The organism is Variovorax sp. V213 (genome assembly GCF_041154455.1).
GTDB lineage: Bacteria > Pseudomonadota > Gammaproteobacteria > Burkholderiales > Burkholderiaceae_C > Variovorax.
On record NZ_AP028664.1, the window covers coordinates 2831554 to 2851805 of the forward strand.

Sequence of the window (20252 nt, forward strand, 5' to 3'; positions counted from 1 at the left end):
GCTCGGCGTCGGAGCTGCGCAGCAACATGGCGTGTTGACCTCGCGCCATACGGGCGCCCCGACATTCCATACTGCACTGAATCGCCGAATCGATAGTTCGTCCGCATACATGCATCCCGCTTTGGATCCAAAATAGGATAATACCAAAAAGGGGGCTTGCAGCGAAACAAGACCCCCCGGCGCGCAACGGCGAACCGGAGGTCTGTCTCTTACGCTGCCACGGCAATCACCTCGACCGCAATTCTCGCCCCCTGCACGGGCAATGGCGAAGCCTTGACGACCGAGCGCGCCGGCGCCGATTGAAAGTGCGCGCGCCACACGTCATCGAAGATGGCAAAGTCGCTAAGGTCCGTCAGGAAGACCTGCGCCTTCGCAACGTGTGCGAGGTCACTGCTGACCTTGCGCAGCGCTGCGTCCAGACGGGCCAACACCCATTCGGTCTGCAGCTGGATGGACGATGCATAGTGCGGATATGCGGCATGCACCACACACTCCGGTGGCATCTCACCGGTGTCGAAACCCGGGAAGATGCCGGCGGAAAATACCAACTCGCCGCAGCCGATGGCTTCGGGGCCTCGCGAGCCAGTTTCCGTGGGCAGTCGCAGTGCATCGCCGGTGTACGCGGTGAGGTCGATCTCAATGATCGTCCCTGTCACAAGCAGTGAGCCGATCCCCGTCACCGCGAGTGCGGGTTTGCGCGGGAAGGTCTCGCGCCAGGCGCCAAGGAACTCATCTTCGTTGCTGGTGTCGAGCAAGAGCGCCTGGCCCTTGATGACATCCGTGGGCTTGGCCCCGGCGGCAGCCAGCGAACGGGTCATGTTCTGCAGGGTATAGACGGTCTGTTTGGCGAGGTCCACCTGCCCATCCGGGCCTGCAGCTTCGGGCGGCACACCAGCCACGGCATTGTGGGCCAGTTGACCCGAGGTGAACACAAAATCGCCCGCTCGCATCGCTTCGACTTTCTTGGTCAGCGGACGGGGTGCGTCGGAAACTGCGGGCCGCATCGGAATGTCGGCATCAGATGCGACGGCAATCAGCGCGATTTCCAGTCGCGCGCCGGGAATCAGCAGCCCGGCGGCCCCGACGGTAGTGCGTGTCGGCGGATTGGGAAAGTAGCGCTTCCACACGCGATCGAAACCGGGAAAGTCCGTGCTGTCGAGCAGGAATACATGGGCCTTGATCACACGGTCCAGCGAGCTGCCGGCTTGCTGCAGCGTTTGCGAGAGCTTTCGCAAGATGTAGTCGGTCTGGCGTTCGGCCGCCGAATCGAAGTACGGGAACTGCGAATCGATGGTGGCTTCAGGTGCGATTGCATGAACCCAGTCGGTGGCCAGCACGGCGGAGGTAAAGATGAACGCGCCGGCCCGCACGGCTTCGGTTTGCCAGATGGGGGCTGGGGATTGGTGGCTGCGGGTGTGCGCGAAGTTGCGGCTTTGAGGAAAGTTCATTCAAGGTTCCTGGAGTTGATGGAGAGAGGCAATTCGTTCGATCCAGTGCGCAGCTTCAAGCAGCTGCCGGTCGCCATGCCGCGCACCGACGAGTTGGATGGACAGGGGCAGCCCGAGCGGGCCACGGGCCATAGGCAGCGAAATACAAGGCAGTCCGATCAACGACCAACTCAGGTTGAAGGTCGCGTCGCCAGTCGATTCGAGTCCGTAGGGCGCCTCACCCGGAGTGGCGAGCGTCAGCAGCACATCGTGATCGGCCAGCAGTGCCTCGACCGTGACGGCCAGATCGACTCCGCAGGCCTTTGCGAGCAGGTAGCTTTCATCATCGACATGCCGGCCGCGCTCGATTTCCGACAGCAGCGTCGGGCCGAGTTCCTCGGCTTGAGCGCTGCATCTCTCAGGCAGCAGCGATCGGCCCATTTCATAACGGGAGATCGTGCGATGCCAGCCAAGGGACAGCTCAAATCCGGACGGGCACGCAAGGCTGCGAACCGTCGCCCCGGCGCGGCTGCATCGAGCAGCCACCTGGTCCAGCACCTCCACAGCGGCAGGGTCCGCCTGGTCCGCAAACGGACCAGAGAAAAAGCCGATGCGGGGTGCGGGGCCGGCATATGAAAGCGGCGCCGATTCGTCACGGCCTCGCAGCACGTCGAAAAACAGGGCGACATCAGCCACGCAGGTCGCGAAGGCGCCCACCGTGTCGAGTGACCACGAATAGCCTTTGGTGCCCGCGGGTGAGAGGGCACCAAAGGTCGGCTTGAAACCGACCGCGCCACAGAACGCGGCCGGACGGATGATCGACCCGCCTGTCTGCGTGCCAGTGGCCAGCAGAATCTGGCCGTCAGCAACAGCGGCCGCCGAACCGGCTGAAGACCCTCCGGGGGTGTGCAGCTTGTTGTGTGGATTCGTCGTCGCACAGGGGCGTGTCGCGCCGAACTCCACTGTGGCCGTCTTGCCAAGAATCACTGCGCCCGCCGCACGCGCCAGAGCCACGCACGCGGCGTCCATGAAAGGACGATGGCCCGCATAGGCGGGCGACCCGTACGCCGTTGGCATGGCCTGGGTGTCCGACAGATCTTTGATGCCAATAGGTAGACCGTGCAACAGCCCGCGGTTGGGCTGTCGATCACGTTGGCGCGCTTCCTCCATGGCCTCCTCCGCACCCAGGCAGGCCCAAGCATGGAGTTCCTCTTCTCGATCCATTGCTCTTTCGAGGCTTGCCCGCACTACCTGCTCGGAGGTCCATTGGCTGGACCTGATGCCGCGCACACAGTCAATGGCGGTGGAGCCAAAGGCACCAGAGGACGAAGAAGAGGCTGTGAACATGCGAGGAAGTCTAGAAATCTCGGCCTATATCCACAAATGATTTTTCACCACACCTCCATTCGAATTTCACATACATTCGGCGCATCGCCATCTCACCGGAGTTGCCATGGGCCGCCCTTTGAATTCCCGCCACATCGAAGCCTTTCGCGCCGTGATGCTCAGCGGCACCACCACGGCCGCCGCGCAAATCTTGCACACTACACAGCCGGCGATCAGCCGCACCCTGGCTCAATTGCAGTCGGCCAGTGGCATCCGGTTGTTCGAAATCCAGCGCGGACGGCTGCTGCCGACACCAGAAGCGAAGGAGCTGTTCGACGCGGTGCAGCGGCACTTCCTCGGTCTTGAAAAGGTCGAACAGACCATCGCGTCGCTGAAGCACTCCGGCGTCGGGCTGCTGCGAATTGCGTGCACGCCGGTCCTGGGCTTGGCCGTGCTGCCCTCTGTCGTCTACAGTTTCAAACGCGACTACCCGGGCGTGCACGTCACCCTGCACACCATCGGAACGCATCTCATGCGCGACGGCCTGCTCAGTGGCATATACGACATCGCGCTCTCGACCAGCGACATCAGCACGACCGGCCTGGATCCCGTGCTGATGCACCAGGACCGATCGGTGTGCGTCATGCACAAGAAGCACCCGCTGGCGGGCAAGTCGAGTGTCCATGTGCGCGATCTGGGGCACTACCCTCTGCTCGCCCACCACGCGGACGACGCGCAACACCAGATGCTGCAGCAGCTCATGACAAAGCATGGTGTCGTGCCGCCATCGATCATCGAGACCAATTACTCGGCGACGATATGCACGCTCGCGGCCGAAAGCGCCGGCATCGGCTTGGTCAGCACCTACGCAGCTTCGGTGTTCGCGAACCTCGTTCATGCCGCCCCCTTCACGCCGGCCATCGCAGTGCAGACACACATGGCCTACGCGCCCAATGTCGCGCCATCGAAGCTCACCACCGATTTCGTCGAGCGTCTGAAGGCTCACTTCAAGGTAATGAAAGGCTGAAGTACGCGCGGCGATTCCGCGCCGCTGTTCGCGTATACCAACTTCACATGGAAGTGGTGCAATAGATCATTTGTGGACATTCATCCTCACTCCTACACTTTCCCCAGGAACAGGAGTCCACGAAATGATTGTCGATCTCTCCCATGTGTTTCACGACCAGATGCCCGGCGTGCGCTTCAAGAATGAAGCCGGCGAGGCGGTGGAACTCACGGCTCGCATGCGCCCGTTCATGACCCACGCGCAGTCATGCGCGCACTACGAGGGCAAAGCGTCCTTCGAGGTCACCGATGTGGCTTTTCAGACCTCGGTGGGAACCAAGATGGACGCACCACGTCACCGCTTTGAAGGTGCGGCCGACATTGCCTCGATCGAGCTTGACCGCCTCATTCTGGAAGGCGTTGTGATCGATGTGCGCCATGCAGCGCCGGAACAGGCACTGGGTTTTGGAGACCTGCGGATTCCGGACGACATCGCAGGCAAAGCGGTTTTGTTCAATTTCGGCTGGGACCGCCATTGGGGAACCGAGGCCTACCGTGCGCATCCTTTCGTCTCGCGTGAAGTGCTGACACAGCTGTGCGACGCTGGCATTGCACTGTTCGGCGTCGACTGCTCGAACGCCGATTCGACCAAGGACATGGAGCGCCCGGCCCACACATGGTTTCTTGAGAAGAACATCCTGATCGTGGAGAACCTGACCCAGCTTGAAAAGCTGCAAGGCACGTCGTTCGACTTCTTCTCGATTCCGCTGAAGGCGCGCGACGCGGCGGCCTTCCCGGTGCGCGCATTTGCTCAGCTGCGTGGACAGCCGCTACGCGACAAGGCCGCGAGCGCCAGCGCGATGTTGCCATGAGCGCGTATTGGTCCACCGGCGTCGACCTGCCGAACCTGCAGCAACCTGCCCTCGCCCGGTTGACCGACTTTGTCACCCCGCTGGAGCACGTCTTCTTTCTGCGCCACATGGCCATGCCGGAGATCGACAGGGCAAACTGGCGACTTGCCATCTGCGGGCTGGTGGCGCATGAGTTGTCGCTCTCGTTTGCAGACCTCGAAGCCATGCCGCAGACCGAGATCTGTGCGGTTCATGAATGCGCGGGGCATCCGTTGCACCCCACGGTGCCGGTGCGCCGTGTGGCGAACGTTGTCTGGCGCGGCGTGCGGTTGTCCGAGGTGCTGGAACAGGCCTGCGTGTCGCCTGAAGCGCGTTTTGTCTGGTCGTACGGCGCCGACAAGGGTGACTACCACGGCGTCGATATTCCTGCCTATGTCAAGGACATGCCCGTTTCGGAGCTGCATGGCGAGGCGATGCTCGCGACGCACATGAACTCGGAGCCGCTCAGTGACAAGCATGGTGGACCGGTGCGCCTCGTCGTGCCTGGCTTCTACGGAACGAACTCGACCAAATGGTTGACACGACTCGCGCTGAGCGACACGAGATCTCCGGGTTATTTCACGACCGTCATGTACAACGACCGCGTCGTCAAAGAAGGCCTGGAGCAGCTTTCTCCCGTCTGGAGAGTGGCACCTCACGCGGTGATGGTCCAGCCATCTGAGCAGGCACGTCTAACTTCCGGCAAACAGAAGATCGTCGGGTGGGCGTGGGGCGCCGATGCAATCACGCGGGTCGAAGTCAGCACCGACGAAGGCGCAAGCTGGGCAGACGCACAGCTTGATGCGCGCGAAGACCATGCATGGCAGCGATTCGAGTTCGAGTGGGCGCCGCCATCGACAGGTACCCACCAGCTGCGTTGCCGCGCGTTTGACAGTACCGGACTCGGCCAGCCCGAACATGGTGTGCGCAATGCGGTTTTCTCCATCTCCGTCACCGTCGAGTAGTCGACATTCACCACGTTCCACCTCCTAGGATTTCAGAATGAAGAAACAACTATTGGCCGTCGCATTCAGCGCGATGACAGCGGCAGGCGCGCCAGCACAGACGGTCGACACAGTCGCCAAAATCAAGGCTTCGGGCACCATCACCCTGGGCGTGCGCGAGTCGTCGGGCGCCCTTTCGTACATGATTGGCGACGGCAAGTACGCAGGCTTTCAAGTGGACGTTTGCAACCGCGTCATTTCAAACCTGGAACGCACGCTTGGCACCAAGCTCGACGTTCGCTACCAGCCAGTGACCTCGCAAAATCGCATTCCACTCGTGCTGAACGGCACGGTAGACCTTGAGTGCGGCTCGACGACCAACAACCTCACCCGACAAAAGGAAGTTGCCTTTGCGGTCACTACCTACGTCGAGGAAGTGCGCGTTGCAGTCAAGGCCAGCTCCGGCATTGAATCGCTTTCGCAACTGGGGGGCAAGGTGATCGTCACCACGACAGGCACGACGTCCGTTCAACTACTGCGCAAGCACAACCGCACTGCAGAACTCAAGTTCAAGGACGTGTTGTCCGGCAAAGATATGGCGGACAGTTTCCTACTTCTGGAGTCGGGCCGTGCGGACGCCTTCGTGATGGACAGCCAGGTGCTGGCCGGCAATATTGCCACTTCGAGAAGTCCGGCCGACTACCGGATCGTCGGCGAGCCGATCAGCATCGAGCCGATCGCGATCATGCTGCGCAAAGACGATTCAGCATTCAAGAAGCTGGTCGACAACACCATTCGCGAACTGATCAAGACAGGAGAGCTGGCCAAGATGTATGACCGCTGGTTCATGCAGCCCATTCCACCGAAGAACGTCAAGCTGAATGTCCCTGCCAGTGCTGCGACACGGGCGGCGTGGGCCGATCCCAACGACAAGCCGCTGGAATCGTATGTGTGCAGCCCGCCTTCGTGCCTGCCACCAGCGCCGGGCCAGTGACTTTGGAGTCTGCGCTTATGCAGTGAAGCGCTAGGATCGAGAAGTCATCTTCCGGCGAGCGCAGCAGCGGTCTACCCACAGAAATGCCTCGTTCGCCGATGAACAGCCCTCCATGCTCCTTGGCGTCGACGAAGAGATCACCTTCCGCAAGCTCGAGATCCTGCTGGCCTTCATGGAGGCCGGCAATCTGGCCCGCGCGGCGGAAAAGCTCGACATCAGCGCCGTGAGCGTGCACCGCGCGCTGCATTCGCTGGAAACCGGCTTGCGCTGCGCCCTGTTCCGGCACGAAGGCCGCAACCTGCACCCGACCGAAGCCGCCCATGCGCTGGCCGAGGTTGCGCGGGATGTGCTTCGCACCATGTCCGAGGGCGCTCGCGCCACGCGGGAAGTTGCCGGTTATTCGGCCGACCGGATCCGCATCGGTTCGCTCTATTCCCTGACCAGCCGCACGGTGCCGCAGCTGATCATGGGCATGAAGCTGCGTAAGCCCGACCTGCACACCGAACTCGTGCTTGGCTCCAATGCGCACCTGCTGAAAAAGCTGCGCGATGGTGCGATCGACGCCGCGCTCATGGCCATTCCGGAAGATGTTTCCGACGTCGAGTCGGAACCGCTGTTCGAAGACGATATCCAGTTTGCCGCCCCGGTCGGCTCCCCCTACTCCGCGCTGGCCGAGATCGACCTGAGCAGCTGCGCCGGCGAGCGCTTCGTGAGCCTGAGCGAAGGCTTCGTCACCTACCCGGGGGTTTGTCGAAACCTTCCGCATCGCCGGCTTCACGCCCAACGTGGTGATGAAGACCGACGACATCTTCTCGCTGATGAACCTGGTGAGCGGCGGCGTCGGCTACACGCTGCTGCCGGGGCGGGTGCGCGGCGTGATGCCGCAGAAGGTGCAGCTCATTCCGCTGCAACCCCGCTACTTGATGCGCCAGACCATCGCGCTCAATTTCCTGCGCACGCGCGAGCGCGATCCCAACCTGCTCGCGCTGCTGTCGGTGTGCCGCCTGGCCAAAGCCGATCTCGGCTGAGTGCGGGGCACGTGATCGATCAGAGGTGAGCTGGGTCGGAGAACGGCTGCTGTCCACCAAGTCGGTGCCCGACCAGTGTTCGAAGCTTGCGTGACTATGCTGCCAACGCCCCAGCCAAGGCCTGCGCCAGATCCTCCCGCAGATCGTCGACGCTCTCCAGGCCGATCGAAAAACGCAGCAGATGCCCGGCATAGCTCTGCTTGCCGCTGCGGATGCTTCCCATGTCATAGGGCATGACCAGACTCATGGGACCGCCCCAGGACAGACCGATTCCGAACAATTGAAGACGGTCACAGAAGGCATCGACTTGTGCGGGACTGAGGGACTCGTCGATGAGCACCGAAAAGAGGCCCGCAGCGGCACTGCAGTGCGTCGCCCAGTGCTCGTGCCCTGGACAAGATTCCAGCGCCGGGTGCAGGATCCGGCTGATCCCCTTTTGCCCGACCAACCATGAGGCGAGTGCCCGAGCCGTGGCGTCGTGCAGGTCGTAGCGAGCCTTGATGGACGCCAAGCCCCGCAGCACCAGTTCCGCATCGTTGGCGCCCACGCCCATGCCCAGGTCCAAGTAGGCGACGCGGAGCTTGTCGTGCAGCTTGTCGTCATTCGCAATGATCGAGCCCATCAGGACATCGGCCCCGCCCGAAGGGTACTTTGTCAGTGCATGGATGCTGATGTCCACGCCCACCTCGAAGGGCGCGAACGCGATGCCCGCCCCCCAGGTGTTGTCAAGCGCGACGACCGCGCCCGCGTTCTTGGCCGTCGCCACCAGTGCCCGAAGGTCCGGAAACTCCATCGTGATCGATCCCGGCGCCTCGACCCAGACCAGTTTGGTCCGCACGCTGAGCTTGGCCTGCAGATCGGAGACGTCCAGGGGGTCGTAGCACTGATGCGTGATGCCCATCTGTGAAAGGGTCGCGCGCGCATGGCGCAGCGAGGGCCCATAGACATTGGTGGGCAAAAGCACCTCGTCGCCGCTCGACAGCAGGCCGAGATTGACCAGGGCAATGGCCGCCTGCCCGCTCGGGCAGAGCAGGCAGTGCCGGCCTCCTTCCAGCGTGCACAGGCGCTGTTCAAGGGTGTACGTCGTCGGTGTGCCATAGAGGCCGTAGCTGTATCCGTCACGGTGACCGAATGCCTTGGCACGCTCGCGCACCGTTGCCGCGTCGGGAAACAAGACGGTCGACCCCTTGAACACGCCGGGGGGAACTGCCTCGTAGCCAGCCGGTGGGACGTAGCCGTGGTGGATCAGTCGGGTGCTGATGTCTTTAGACATGGGGGGAGTTCTTCTGCAGGATCGGGAGCTTCAATGTATCGGAACATGAGGCGGGCACCTGTGCCGCCGCCCCGGGCAAATCCGCACGCCGGGTTGCGCCGATGCGGCAAGGCGTCCTCACGAACCCATGTCGGCTAGCCGCGCGGCGCCGCGTCCGCAGGGCCGTTGAGCCATGCCTGCTTCGACTCGAAGAGCCGATGAAGATAGTCGGTGACCGCCCGGATGCGGGCCGAGTACTGGAGGTCATGGTGCACGCTCACCCAGAGCGTCCGCGTCACCTTCGCCGCGTCGGCAAGCACCGGCACCAGCGTGTCCTCCTTCACCACGGAGAACTTGGGCAGCAGCACCAGGCCGAGCCCGGACGCCGCGGCGGCCATCTGCGCCAGCATGCTGTTGGATTGGAAGCCCATCGGGGGCCTTGCGACCAGTTCATCGAGCCAGCGGACCGCATCGAGCTGTATCAGATCGTCCAGGTATCCGACGAACTGATGCTTGGGCAGATCGGACAGACTCGCCGGCACCCCGTGGCTCTCGAGATAGCTCCGCGAGGCATACAGATACAGCGCGAACGAACCCGCTGTCTCGCATGCCAGTCCCTGGCCGATCGGTTTGAAAAAACTGACGAAAACATCGGCTTCCCTGCGGCTCACATTGACGATCGAAGAAGACGTCACCAGTTCCACCCGCAGCTTGGGATACGTGCGCAGCAGCGGCTCGAGGTGGCGAGCCACGAAGGTGGTGCCGATCCCCTCCATCATGGCGATACGCACGCTGCCCGACGGCTCCCTGTCAGTTCCGCCGAGCTCCTCCTGCAGCGACAACACTGCCCTCTCCATGTTCTCGGCCTGGAGGGCGAGAACATGCGCCAGCTCAGTGGGTTTGAGCCCGGCGCGGTGACGTTCGAAAAGCGGGCCGCCCAGGCAAAGCTCCAGCTGCGAGAGCCGGCGGCTGACCGTGGAATGATCGATGTGAAGCTGCCGGGCTGCCTGGGAAAGACTCCCCGTACGGTTGATATGCAGGAACAGTCGCACATCGTCCCAATCGAGGTTGGCGAGGGGTACCTTCTTGGTCGTCATGCGGCCTTCTCGTGTGTTGTCGTGTGCAATCCTGCTCCATCGGCCTGACTGGCTTCTGGATTCTGGATAGCATTTCACATCGAGATGCGCAAAACAAGTGAAAGCGCAGCCTCGTACGGCCGCTTCCCCGTCCGGACCACTCAGTGCCCGGAAGATGGAGGATTGCCGAGGCGAACTCAGCCTGTCGACTGCTCGACGTGCGCCTGGCGTCGGTACAGGAAGTCCATCAGCGCGCGCCTGCACTCTGCATAGGTCGAATCGGTGGCCAGGCTGACGCGGTCGCGCGGCCGCCCGATGGGAACGTCCAGGATCTCCCCGATCCGCGCCGCGGGACTGTTCGTCATCATGACGATGCGGTCCGCAAGGAGCACCGCCTCGTCCACGTCGTGCGTGACCATGACGACGGTGCTTTCGGTTTTCTCGACGATGCCGAGCAGCTCGTCCTGCAACCTGGCGCGCGTGAGTGCGTCGAGCGCACCGAAAGGCTCGTCCATCAGCAGGACCTGCGGTTCCATCGACAGCGCCCGGGCGATGCCGACGCGCTGCTTCATGCCGCCGGAGATTTCGCTGGGCTTCTTGTGCGCTGCATGCACCAGGCCGACCATCTCGAGCGCCGCCTCGGTACGGCGATGGACCGCGGAAGCAGATTCGCCGCGAAACACGCTGCGCACGGCCATGCGCACATTGTCGAAGCAGCTGAGCCATGGCAGGAGCGAATGGTTCTGGAACACCATCGCCCGCCGAGGTCCTGGCCCACGGATCACCTCCCCGTCGCACGAGACGGTTCCCGCGGTCGGCGATGCCAGCCCGGCGAGAAGATTGAGCAGCGTGTGTTAGTGCCGATGCAATCTTGACCAGCTAAACCGCAAAGTTGGAGTGAACCCCTGCGGCTGGACCACCCGGAGTCAGATCTAAGCCGCTTGCTGGACCAGTTGATCTTCGAACTCGTTGGGTGACCGATAGCCAAGCGCCGAGTGGACGCGCTTGGCGTTATAGACCTCTTCGATGAACCTCGGCAGCCGGGCCGCGACATCGGCGAAGGTCTCATAGCCGCCGATGTAGATGTCCTCGACCTTGAGCGTCTTCATGAAGCTCTCGGCCTGTGCATTGTGGTACGGATTGCCGGGTGAGCTCATCGAGCCGCGCAGCCCCGCTTCCTGCAAGGCCCTGCGGTAGGTCTCGCTTGCGTACTGCGCCCCGCGGTCCGTATGGAAGATGCAGCCAGGCGCAGGGCATCGGCTTTGCACGGCGGATCGCAGTGCCGCCAAGGCCAGCGTCGTATCGATATTGCGCGAGATCGCGTAGCCCACCACCTTGCGGCTGCAGGCATCCAGAATGGCCGCCAGATAGCAGAACCCCGTGGCAATCCGGATGTAGGTGAAGTCCGCCACCCACACCACGTTGGGCTGGGTCGGGATGACATTGCGGTACAGGTTTGGAAAGATCGGCGAGTCATGCCTGCTGTCGGTGGTGCGCACAAAGCGCCTGCGCGGCTTGATGCCTAAGCCTTGGGCCCTCATCACACGCGCGACACGCTTGTGATTGACCACATGCCCACGTCTGTGCGGTTCGTGCGTCACGCGCCGGTAGCCATAGCCAGGCAACTCGTCCTGAATGCTCTCGATCAGTTCGATGAGGCGCCCATCGTTGAGGTACTCGCTGGTCGCCGTCGACCGATAGTAGAAGGTGCTGCGCGGCAGTTCGATCACTTGGCACCCCCGTCGGATGGAGCAGGCTTCGGGCCGGTGACGATCGACAAGTTCTCGTTGTCGCTCGCGAGGCGCAGGCGTGGCGTTTTTTTGACCAGGTCCAACTCCATCGTGAGCTGGCCGACCTTGCGCTCAAGCGCAGCGATCTTGGCTTCGTACTCCGCGATGACCGATGCTTCGGCCTCTTCGGTGCTGAGCTCACCCCGGTCGTACTGCGTCAGCCACAGCTGAATCAGATTGGTCGACAGGGTGTACTTCCTGGCCGCATCACGGCGCCCGATGGCGCCGCTGCGGATGTCTTGGCACAGCTGGATCTTGAACTCCGGCGCGTGGCGCCGGTACGGACCTCTCGATGACATGACCTTCTCCTGGTTGAAGGCTCAGCCAGCGTATCAGTTCTGATTTGCCCGGTGGTCCAGCCGCAGGGGTTCACTCCAAACGCTGATCTCGATTGCACTGGCGCTAACACAAAGTCATCCGAGAGCCGGTTTGGGCCGTCGAGCCCAATTCGGGGATCATCCAACCTGCCCCCGGCGACACCATCTCCACAGATGATGTGAAAGTCATGGGCTGGGCCTGGAGCAACAACGGCATCGGCGGCGTGGCGCTCAGCACCGATGGCGGCGCGACCTGGCATGAAGCCGAGATCCGGCCCCGCCGGGAATTCGAATGGCAGCAGTTCTCGGCGACGCTTCCGCTGCCGCGAACGCCCGGCCCGATGAGCATCGTCGCGAGAGCCCGTGACGCCGATGGATCGATCCAGCCGTTGAGCGGGACACGAAGCGCGGCCCATTCGGTCCAGATTAACCGGCTGCCACCGGCCTCTAAAGCGGCGGACGCTGGAACCCAAGCTTCAATTCGGCATTTGCGCGATGCGGCTACGTCGGCCCCTTCGTCTCCAAGATCCCATCAAATTCCGGCCATCACGGCCAAGGCCTCACGCGCCACCGAGCCCAAGAGGTGTTCATTCGGCGCGTGCTGCGAGCACGCGGCATAAGAATGGGGAACCCATACCGTAGGCAGGCCAAGGGTTTCAGCGAAGATCGCATTGGGAACGGTGCCGCCAATATTCGGCAGCAGTGCAGGCTTCTTCCCCGTGGACGCCTCGATGGAGCGAAGCGTCCATTCGACCCAGGGATCATTCAGGTCAAGGCGAGTTGCGGTTCCGGCAGGCTGCACCGTTACCTTCACAGACGAGATCCCTGGGCGGCGAAGTGCTCTTCGAGGTACCGGTGCGCGTTCCCAGTCCGTGCCGACGACGTACCTCAATTGGCAGTGCGCCCGTGCAGTGGGTGGGATCGCACCGACGGGTGACTACTTCATGACGATCACTGATGACGATGCGGTCGCTGCGATGCGACTCCTGGCGATCGGCAATGAATTGGACCTCCCTATGGTTTCTGGCGAATCAGGCGCTGCCGGTCTCGCAGGTCTCGTCGAACTCCGAAGCCAGGCGGCACAGGCTGCCACGGTTGGGCTGGGGCCCGATGCGCGCGTGCTGCTGATCAGTACCGAAGGTGCCACTGCCCCTGCCACCTATCAGGCGCAAGTCGGACAGTCTGAAGCGCAGGTGCTGGCACGCCAAAGAAGTAGCGTGATGCTCAGCCGCAGCACCTGATCAAGTACCGAATTCGCCCGGCGGAGGGCGCACTCCAGCACTCGGCCATCACGGCCTCCAACACACGCACCTTGGAGCCGCAGGGCCGCATCGCGGTGGACAGTCGCTGATGCGCTTCGATGAGTATGCCGGGTTTGCTTTCAGCTTTCTCGCAACCCTCCAAGGTGACCGACGAGTTGCCTGCGACTCTCAAGGCCGCTTTGCAGCCGGTCGGTGTCCCGACGCGCGCTGGGGGCTGGGGTTTTATGCAAGCCACCGTGCAAGTTTACGGGTGCCGGCTTGCATGCTTCTCGCATGCAGTGATGGGAATCTCAACCCGTTCTGCTTTAGGAGTTTTCATGTCCATCCCACGAAGAACCGCTCTCAAAACAGCATGCGCATCGGCCGTCGGCTGCATGAGCGCCACACCCTGGATCTTGGCGCGCGCCAACCAAGCGCTCAAGATCGTTTCGCCTTTTAACGCGGGCGGGGTCAATGACGTATTGGCACGAGCATTGGCTAAACCGCTCGGCGACCTGCTGCACCAAAATGCAATTGTGGAGAACCGACCCGGTGCAGGCGGCAGCATCGGTGCCGGCTATGTCGCTCGCTCGGCACCTGATGGCAACACCTTGCTTCTGGGCATCGTCGATACACAGTCGATTATTCAGTTCATTTACCGCAAACTGCCTTACAACCCCGAAACTGATTTTCGCCCGGTGAGTTTGGTCTCCTATATTCCTATCGTGCTGATGGTGGGTCAATCACTGGACCAGATCCGCAATGTCGCGGATTTGACCCGGCTGGCCAAGAGCCGGCCCGGCGGCATCAGCTATGCCAGCTGGGGCGTGGGCAGCATCATCCATCTCGCCATGGAACGGCTGGCAACGGCCTTGGGCCTTGAACTGCTCCACGTGCCTTTTTCGGGCCAAGCACCCGCCGTGCAAGCTGTGCTCAGCAAACAGGTGGACATGATGTTCGTCCCTGCGGGCGCCGCCGACGCCGCATCCAAAGATGGCCGGGCCAGGATTCTGGCGAGTGCAACGACCACCCGCCTGGACTTGTTGCCGCAGGTTCCTACACTCAAGGAGCTGGGCGTCGACCTGTCGATGGCGCTCTGGCAAGCGCTGTATGCGCCGGCCGGCACAACTGCTGCGAAGGTGGACGAACTGACGAGTGCCGTGCACAAGGCCATGCAGGACAAGGCGTTCGTCGACGTGCTGCGTGTGCAGGGCGCCAAGCCTGATCCCACCTCCGCCGACGGATTGCGCAAGCTGCAGAGCGAAGAGCGGCAGGTGTATGGCGCACTGGTCAAGCGACTCGACATCCGGATCGACTAGGAGTGATGTCTCAATAGGTTGTTCACCCGGAACGGTCTGGGGACTGGAGTTACCACGCTTCAGTCACCCAGAGGGAACGACCGCGTGAGCACCCACAAGAATGTCAGATTGACTTTTGAAGGGCGCAAGTTCTTGTCGAACGCATTGCCGCGAAGGCTGATGCCGGCACTTAAAAAACGTCGAGAAGGGCCCGCTCCTACTCTGATCCTGGGCCTGCCGTGAATGCGATTGAATGATGGCCTTTAACCTGCTGGCGTGGTCCCGGTCGGCGCCGCTAGCAGTGGCACGAGGTCCAACACCATCGCATCCGAGCCACCCTCATCGAGCGCTTGAGCAAAGGTTTGATGGATAGCCTCCGCAATTACGCTTACTGCCCCAGTGTCATTGGCCATGGAGTTGTAGTATCCAAGATCCTTCTTGGCGTTTGACATGGCGAAGCGCAACGCTGACGAATCGCCAGAGGCGAGGTATGGCCTCAGGCGTTCCAATGCCGCCCCTCCCCCTCCACCCTTCGCCAAGATGTCCACGAATACTTCGGATGCGATCCCGGAGCGCTGAGCACAAGCAGCGGCTTCGCACAGGAGAGCAACGAAACCGAGAGAAACGTAGTTATGAAGCAGCTTCATGCGATGACCCGCGCCGATCGGCCCTGCATGGTTGATGTTTTCGGCGAACGTCGCCAGCAGTGGACGGCACTGATTGAACAATTCCTCATCTCCGCCGACCAGCAGATTGAGCCGACCCTCGGCAGCCTCCTTCGGTGTTCGGGTCATCGGCGCGTCAAGGAATAGACCTCCCGCGGTCTTCACCGCCTCCGCGATCCGCTCGGTGGACGAGGGCACGGCCGTCGAACAGTCAATGATTACCGTTCCTTGGCGAAGACCCTGCAACACGCCACCTTCGCCGAGCAATACCGCTTCCACCTGTGGCGTACCTGTCACGCAGAGGATGACGACTTCCGAGGCGGCTGCGAGTTCCGCGGCGCTGGTCTGCGTCGTCGCCCCAGCCGCTTTCAGTTGGTCCAAGGGTTGGTTGCCGGAGTGTTCAAGCACGGTCAGTGCATAACCGTGCTTAAGGATGTTCTGGGCGATGCCATGTCCCATCAAACCGATGCCGATCATTCCAATATTCTTCATGCCAGTTCCCTATTGCGAGAAAAAACTATGTGGGGCTATTGCCGCCTTTGTGCGAGGACCTTGTTCGAGATGTGTTGTTGAACACCATCGACCGGCATTGAAGTTCGTGCTACTCCACAGCCTTGCCCATGTCCTCGACCACTTTCTTCGCATCCCCAAAGACCATCATGGTCTTGTCCATGTAGAAGAGTTCGTTGTCCAGGCCGGCATAGCCCGCCGCCATGGAGCGCTTGTTCACGATCACCGTCTTGGCCTTGTAGGCTTCCAGAATCGGCATGCCGTAGATCGGGCTGCCCTTGGTATGGGCGGCCGGGTTCACCACGTCGTTGGCGCCCAGGATGATGGCGACGTCGGCCTGGCCGAATTCGCCGTTGATATCCTCCATCTCGAACACCTGGTCGTAGGGCACCTCGGCCTCGGCCAGCAGCACGTTCATGTGGCCGGGCATGCGGCCCGCCACCGGGTGGATGGCGTACTTCACGGTAATGCCCTTGTCGGTCAGCTTCTGCGCCAACTCCTTCACGGCATGCTGCGCGCGTGCCACCGCCAGGCCGTAGCCCGGCACGATGACCACCGTCTCTGCATTGCCCAGCACAAAGGCCGCGTCGTCGGCGCTGCCGCTCTTGACCGGCCGCTGCTCCTTCGCGCCGCCGGTGGCCGCGGCCGCCTCGCCGCCGAAGCCGCCCAGGATCACGTTGAAGAACGAGCGGTTCATGGCCTTGCACATGATGTAGCTCAGGATCGCGCCCGAAGAGCCCACCAGCGAACCGGCCACGATCAGCATCGCGTTGTTCAGGCTGAAGCCGATGCCCGCCGCCGCCCAGCCCGAGTAGCTGTTGAGCATCGACACCACCACCGGCATGTCGGCGCCGCCGATCGGGATGATGATGAGCACGCCCATCACGAAGGCTAGCGCCAGCATCGCGAAGAACGCGGGCCAGCTTTCGGTGAACATGAACACCAGGCCCAGCCCGACGGTGGCCACGCCGAGCACCAGGTTCAGCATGTGCTGGCCGGCAAACTGCACTGGCGCGCCCTGGAACAGGCGGAACTTGTACTTGCCCGAGAGCTTGCCGAACGCGATGACCGAGCCGCTGAAGGTGATGGCGCCGATGGCCGCGCCCAGGAACAGCTCGAGCCGGTTGCCCGCGGGAATCATCTCGCCCTTGGGCGTGATGTTGAACGCATACGGCTCGGCCACGGCCGCCACCGCGATGAACACCGCCGCCAGGCCGATCATGCTGTGCATGAAAGCGACCAGCTCGGGCATCTTGGTCATCTCGACCTTGTTGGCCATGTAGGCACCCAGGCCGCCGCCCAGCACCAGCGCAACCAGCACGTAGCCCAGGCCGGTGAGATTGCCGCCCGCCAGCTTGTAGATGAGCGCACCGGTCGTCAGCACGGCAATGGCCATGCCGGTCATGCCGAAGATGTTGCCGCGGATGGAGGTGGTGGGGTGGGAGAGGCCCTTCAGGGCCTGGATGAAGCAGATGCTGGCAACGAGGTACAGCAGCGTGACGAGATTCATGCTCACTTGGCGACTCTCTCTTCAGCCTTGGGTGCGGCCTTCTTTTCTTTCTTCTTGAACATCTCGAGCATGCGCCGCGTGACGAGGAAGCCGCCGAAGACGTTCACCGCGGCCAGCGCTACCGCCAGCACGCCCATGGTCTTGCCCAGGCCGGTTTCGGTGAGCGCCGCCGCGAGCATGGCGCCCACGATCACGATGGCCGAGATCGCGTTGGTCACCGCCATGAGCGGCGTGTGCAGCGCGGGCGTCACCGTCCACACCACGTGGTAGCCCACGTAGATGGCCAGCACGAAGATGATCAGGTTGATGACTGTGTGGGAAACGATGTCCATGGGTTCTTCTCCTCGTTCGAACGCTGGGGGGCCGCTTATTTCTTCGTGACCTGGCCGTCGTGCGCAATGCGGCAGGCGGCGACGATGTCGTCCTCGAGGTCGATCTTGAGCGCGCCCTCCTTGGTGACGATGAGCTTGAGGAAGTCCAGCACGTTGCGCGCATAGAGCGCCGACGCATCGGCCGCCACCAACGCAGGAAGATTGGTTTCGCCCACGATGGTCACGCCGTGCTTCACCACCGTGCGGTCGGCCTCCGACAGCGGGCAGTTGCCGCCCACTCCACCATCGGGATTGACTGGCCCCTTGCCGGCGGCAATGTCGACGATCACCGAGCCGGGCTTCATGGACTTGACCATGTCCTCGGTGATGAGCGTGGGTGCCGCGCGGCCGGGAATGAGCGCGGTGCTGATGACGATGTCCGCCAGTGCCACGCGCTTGGCCACCTCGACCTGCTGGCGCGCGAGCCAGCTCGCGGGCATGGGCTTCGCATAGCCGCCGACGCCCACCGCGGCTTCTTTCTCTTCGTCGGTGTCGTAGGACACCTCGATGAACTTGCCGCCGAGCGATTCGATCTGCTCCTTCACGCTCGGGCGCACGTCCGAAGCTTCGATGACCGCGCCCAGGCGCTTGGCGGTGGCAATCGCCTGCAGGCCGGCCACGCCGACGCCCAGGATGACCACGCGCGCCGCCTTCACGGTGCCGGCGGCGGTCATCAGCATGGGGAAGAAGCGCTGGTATTTGTCGGCCGCCATGATCACGGCCTTGTAGCCCGCAATGTTGGCCTGCGAGCTGAGCACGTCCATGCTCTGGGCCCGGGTGGTGCGCGGTGCGGCTTCGAGCGCAAAGGCGGTGAGCCCGGCCGTGGCCAGCCGCTGCAGGCCCGCGGCGTCGAACGGGTTCAGCATGCCGATGACGACGGTGCCCGGCTTCATCAGCGCGGCTTCGGCGTCGTTGGGCGAGCGCACCTTGAGCACCATGTCGGCCCCGAAGGCGTCCGCCACGTCGGTGATTTCAGCGCCGGCCGCAATGTAGGCGGCATCGGTGACGCTGGCTGCAACGCCGGCTCCGGACTGCACGCGAATGGTGTGCCCCGCAGTGACAAGTTTCTTCACCGTCTCGGGTGTAACGGCCACACGGGTTTCGCCGGCGCTGGTCTCTTTGGGTACACCTATCTTCATGATGCGTTCGAACTACTGGTAAAGGCGCGCTGCCGCGCTACATTGCGGACGTTATGCCGCCCATATAAAAGGATGGCCAACACTCACCCTAGCGATTCACCAGCTTGGCCGGCACCGCCGAAACGGCAAGGAGACCTGCCACAAACATACAGCCGGCCAACACATACATGCCGGCGTTCGTACTTTGCGTCCAGTCCTTTATCAAACCGATCATGTAAGGACTAACGAACCCCGCGAGGTTACCCACCGAATTGATCAGGGCGATACCGCCCGCGGCCGCCGCACCGCTTAGGAAAGCGGTCGGGAAACTCCAAAACAGTGGAAAGGCAGTGATGATTCCCGCCGTGGCAAGAGTCAGAAAACCCATGGCCACCAACGTGTTGTCACCGAAGACTGCGCTGAAGACCAGGCCAATGGCACCAAGCACACACGGAATGGCCAAATGCCAGCGCCGTTCACGCTTCTTGTCCGCGCTTCGGCTGAAAAGAACCATCGAGATCGCAGCCGCGGCGTAGGGAATGGCGGTGAGGAGACCGACATCCAGCGCGTTCTTCACGCCAGTGGCTTTGATGAGCGACGGCAACCAGAAGCCGACACCATAAAGCCCCATCACAACGCAGAAGTAAACCAGGCTAAGAAGCCACACCTTCGGGTTGCCGACGGTGGCTTTGAAGGAGTGATCCTGCTTGCCTGCGTTCTCACTGTCGATATTTCTCGACAACAGTCGCTTCTCCGATTCGTTGAGCCACTTGGCGCTGGATATCCCGTCATCCATATAGGCGAAAACCAGCAGTCCGACGAGCACAGAAGGTATGCCTTCGACGAGAAAAAGCCACTGCCACCCGGCCCAGCCATTGACACCATTGAGCGATTGAAGGATCCAGCCGGACAGCGGGCTGCCGATAACGCCCGCAACTGGGATAGCGGTCATGAACAGCGCGGTCATCCGCCCGCGTCGATGCGAGGGGAACCAATAGGTTAGGTAGAGGATCACGCCTGGGAAAAATCCAGCCTCGGCGATGCCGAGCAGGAAACGCATCACGTAGAACATGGTAGGTGTCGTGACGAACATCATCAGCGACGATACGATGCCCCAGGTGATCATGATCCGAGCAATCCACCTTCTGGCGCCGACCTTGTGCAGGATCAAGTTGCTGGGGACTTCAAACAGAAAGTAGCCCAGAAAGAAGATGCCTGCCCCGAGCCCGTAGACCGTTTCGCTGAACTTCAGATCGTTCAGCATTTGCAGTTTGGCGAATCCCACGTTGACGCGGTCAAGGTAGGCGACGATGTAGCTGAGGAAGAGCAGTGGGACGATGCGCCACGCTACTTTGGCGTAAGTTCGTGACTCCAAGTCATCGTCCACGACGAAGTCTGTGGTTGTAGTGAACATCTTTGTCTCTATTTCTGAAGGTGCCGGGCAGCAAAAGATCCAAGCTCGGCGTTCCGAGCTTGTTGAGTCTCGAGTT

General features: G+C 62.1%; 18 protein-coding genes and 3 pseudogenes. 8 read left to right on the forward strand and 13 right to left on the reverse strand.

All coding sequences use genetic code 11. The features are described 5' to 3' along the window. Positions 1-209: 209 nt before the first annotated feature. Together ACAM55_RS13530 and ACAM55_RS13535 are read right to left on the reverse strand one after the other, a co-directional pair. On the reverse strand, positions 210-1448 hold the full coding sequence (locus tag ACAM55_RS13530) for a RidA family protein (protein ID WP_369652067.1): 1239 nt from the start codon (positions 1446-1448) through the stop codon (positions 210-212). Continuing rightward, complete coding sequence (locus ACAM55_RS13535) at positions 1449-2774, reverse strand: amidase (RefSeq protein ID WP_369652068.1); 1326 nt, start codon at positions 2772-2774, stop codon at positions 1449-1451. Between the two features lie 106 nt (positions 2775-2880). On the opposite strand from ACAM55_RS13535, the gene ACAM55_RS13540 reads away from it, so the two are divergent. The 5 genes and pseudogenes from ACAM55_RS13540 (at position 2881) to ACAM55_RS13560 (ending at position 7614) form a co-directional block, all read left to right on the forward strand. Further along, entirely contained in the window at positions 2881-3780 is a 900-nt protein-coding gene (locus tag ACAM55_RS13540; RefSeq protein ID WP_369652069.1) for a LysR family transcriptional regulator, read from the forward strand. A gap of 124 nt (positions 3781-3904) precedes the next feature. Beyond that, complete coding sequence (locus ACAM55_RS13545) at positions 3905-4630, forward strand: cyclase family protein (RefSeq protein WP_369652070.1); 726 nt, start codon at positions 3905-3907, stop codon at positions 4628-4630. Continuing rightward, the gene (locus ACAM55_RS13550) at positions 4627-5613 is read left to right on the forward strand and encodes a molybdopterin-dependent oxidoreductase (RefSeq protein WP_369652071.1); all 987 of its coding nucleotides are present in this window, start codon (positions 4627-4629) and stop codon (positions 5611-5613) included. Before ACAM55_RS13545 ends, ACAM55_RS13550 begins: the two co-directional genes overlap by 4 nt. Positions 5614-5650: 37 nt before the next feature. Further along, positions 5651-6586, forward strand: a complete 936-nt coding sequence (locus tag ACAM55_RS13555) for a transporter substrate-binding domain-containing protein (protein ID WP_369652072.1) — start codon at positions 5651-5653, stop codon at positions 6584-6586. A 112-nt stretch (positions 6587-6698) separates the two neighbouring features. Beyond that, positions 6699-7614: pseudogene (locus tag ACAM55_RS13560) on the forward strand (LysR family transcriptional regulator). A gap of 94 nt (positions 7615-7708) precedes the next feature. Here ACAM55_RS13560 and ACAM55_RS13565 read toward each other — a convergent pair. The 5 genes and pseudogenes from ACAM55_RS13565 to ACAM55_RS13585 form a co-directional block, all read right to left on the reverse strand. Next, a complete protein-coding gene (locus ACAM55_RS13565) occupies positions 7709-8887 on the reverse strand; it encodes a PLP-dependent transferase (protein WP_369652073.1) in 1179 nt (392 codons plus the stop codon). 134 nt (positions 8888-9021) lie between these two features. Next, a complete protein-coding gene (locus ACAM55_RS13570) occupies positions 9022-9963 on the reverse strand; it encodes a LysR family transcriptional regulator (protein WP_369652074.1) in 942 nt (313 codons plus the stop codon). 176 nt (positions 9964-10139) lie between these two features. Further along, a pseudogene (locus tag ACAM55_RS13575) lies at positions 10140-10793 on the reverse strand (ABC transporter ATP-binding protein); the annotation flags it as partial. An 81-nt stretch (positions 10794-10874) separates the two neighbouring features. After that, positions 10875-11690, reverse strand: coding sequence for an IS3 family transposase (locus ACAM55_RS13580; protein ID WP_369656394.1), 816 nt, complete (start codon positions 11688-11690; stop codon positions 10875-10877). Further along, entirely contained in the window at positions 11669-12031 is a 363-nt protein-coding gene (locus ACAM55_RS13585; protein WP_369652075.1) for a transposase, read from the reverse strand. Before ACAM55_RS13585 ends, ACAM55_RS13580 begins: the two co-directional genes overlap by 22 nt. A gap of 182 nt (positions 12032-12213) precedes the next feature. Here ACAM55_RS13585 and ACAM55_RS13590 point away from each other — a divergent pair, with 182 nt between their 5' ends. After that, positions 12214-12669 (forward strand): hypothetical protein, encoded by a 456-nt coding sequence (locus tag ACAM55_RS13590; RefSeq protein ID WP_369656395.1) that lies wholly within the window; start codon positions 12214-12216, stop codon positions 12667-12669. Here the strand turns inward: ACAM55_RS13590 and ACAM55_RS13595 are convergent. Then, positions 12582-12986, reverse strand: a pseudogene (locus ACAM55_RS13595) (M20 peptidase family dipeptidase); the annotation flags it as partial. The gene ACAM55_RS13590 and the pseudogene ACAM55_RS13595 sit on opposite strands and share 88 nt — an antisense overlap. 7 nt (positions 12987-12993) lie before the next feature. On the opposite strand from ACAM55_RS13595, the gene ACAM55_RS13600 reads away from it, so the two are divergent. Both ACAM55_RS13600 and ACAM55_RS13605 read left to right on the forward strand, forming a co-directional pair. After that, positions 12994-13290 (forward strand): hypothetical protein, encoded by a 297-nt coding sequence (locus ACAM55_RS13600; protein ID WP_369652076.1) that lies wholly within the window; start codon positions 12994-12996, stop codon positions 13288-13290. Positions 13291-13628: 338 nt separating this feature from the next. Next, complete coding sequence (locus ACAM55_RS13605) at positions 13629-14609, forward strand: Bug family tripartite tricarboxylate transporter substrate binding protein (RefSeq protein WP_369652077.1); 981 nt, start codon at positions 13629-13631, stop codon at positions 14607-14609. A 242-nt stretch (positions 14610-14851) separates the two neighbouring features. On the opposite strand, the gene ACAM55_RS13610 is transcribed toward ACAM55_RS13605, so the two are convergent. From ACAM55_RS13610 to ACAM55_RS13630, 5 genes are all read right to left on the reverse strand, one after another. After that, on the reverse strand, positions 14852-15745 hold the full coding sequence (locus ACAM55_RS13610; protein ID WP_369652078.1) for an NAD(P)-dependent oxidoreductase: 894 nt from the start codon (positions 15743-15745) through the stop codon (positions 14852-14854). Between the two features lie 109 nt (positions 15746-15854). Then, positions 15855-17279, reverse strand: coding sequence for an NAD(P)(+) transhydrogenase (Re/Si-specific) subunit beta (locus tag ACAM55_RS13615; RefSeq protein WP_369652079.1), 1425 nt, complete (start codon positions 17277-17279; stop codon positions 15855-15857). After that, entirely contained in the window at positions 17276-17605 is a 330-nt protein-coding gene (locus ACAM55_RS13620) for an NAD(P) transhydrogenase subunit alpha (protein WP_369652080.1), read from the reverse strand. The genes ACAM55_RS13615 and ACAM55_RS13620 overlap by 4 nt, the downstream gene beginning before the upstream one ends. Positions 17606-17640: 35 nt before the next feature. After that, entirely contained in the window at positions 17641-18783 is a 1143-nt protein-coding gene (locus ACAM55_RS13625; RefSeq protein ID WP_369652081.1) for a Re/Si-specific NAD(P)(+) transhydrogenase subunit alpha, read from the reverse strand. Positions 18784-18871: 88 nt separating this feature from the next. Continuing rightward, a complete protein-coding gene (locus ACAM55_RS13630) occupies positions 18872-20176 on the reverse strand; it encodes an MFS transporter (RefSeq protein ID WP_369652082.1) in 1305 nt (434 codons plus the stop codon). Between the last annotated feature and the right edge of the window lie 76 nt (positions 20177-20252).

Excerpts from the sequence above, each read along its gene's own strand:
- ACAM55_RS13530 (WP_369652067.1), bottom strand. The coding sequence starts at position 1,448 with ATGAACTTTCCTCAAAGCCGCAACTTCGCGCACACCCGCAGCCACCAA.
- ACAM55_RS13535 (WP_369652068.1), bottom strand. The coding sequence starts at position 2,774 with ATGTTCACAGCCTCTTCTTCGTCCTCTGGTGCCTTTGGCTCCACCGCC.
- ACAM55_RS13540 (WP_369652069.1), top strand. The coding sequence starts at position 2,881 with ATGGGCCGCCCTTTGAATTCCCGCCACATCGAAGCCTTTCGCGCCGTG.
- ACAM55_RS13545 (WP_369652070.1), top strand. The coding sequence starts at position 3,905 with ATGATTGTCGATCTCTCCCATGTGTTTCACGACCAGATGCCCGGCGTG.
- ACAM55_RS13550 (WP_369652071.1), top strand. The coding sequence starts at position 4,627 with ATGAGCGCGTATTGGTCCACCGGCGTCGACCTGCCGAACCTGCAGCAA.
- ACAM55_RS13555 (WP_369652072.1), top strand. The coding sequence starts at position 5,651 with ATGAAGAAACAACTATTGGCCGTCGCATTCAGCGCGATGACAGCGGCA.
- ACAM55_RS13565 (WP_369652073.1), bottom strand. The coding sequence starts at position 8,887 with ATGTCTAAAGACATCAGCACCCGACTGATCCACCACGGCTACGTCCCA.
- ACAM55_RS13570 (WP_369652074.1), bottom strand. The coding sequence starts at position 9,963 with ATGACGACCAAGAAGGTACCCCTCGCCAACCTCGATTGGGACGATGTG.
- ACAM55_RS13585 (WP_369652075.1), bottom strand. The coding sequence starts at position 12,031 with ATGTCATCGAGAGGTCCGTACCGGCGCCACGCGCCGGAGTTCAAGATC.
- ACAM55_RS13600 (WP_369652076.1), top strand. The coding sequence starts at position 12,994 with ATGACGATCACTGATGACGATGCGGTCGCTGCGATGCGACTCCTGGCG.
- ACAM55_RS13605 (WP_369652077.1), top strand. The coding sequence starts at position 13,629 with ATGTCCATCCCACGAAGAACCGCTCTCAAAACAGCATGCGCATCGGCC.
- ACAM55_RS13610 (WP_369652078.1), bottom strand. The coding sequence starts at position 15,745 with ATGAAGAATATTGGAATGATCGGCATCGGTTTGATGGGACATGGCATC.
- ACAM55_RS13620 (WP_369652080.1), bottom strand. The coding sequence starts at position 17,605 with ATGGACATCGTTTCCCACACAGTCATCAACCTGATCATCTTCGTGCTG.
- ACAM55_RS13625 (WP_369652081.1), bottom strand. The coding sequence starts at position 18,783 with ATGAAGATAGGTGTACCCAAAGAGACCAGCGCCGGCGAAACCCGTGTG.
- ACAM55_RS13630 (WP_369652082.1), bottom strand. The coding sequence starts at position 20,176 with ATGTTCACTACAACCACAGACTTCGTCGTGGACGATGACTTGGAGTCA.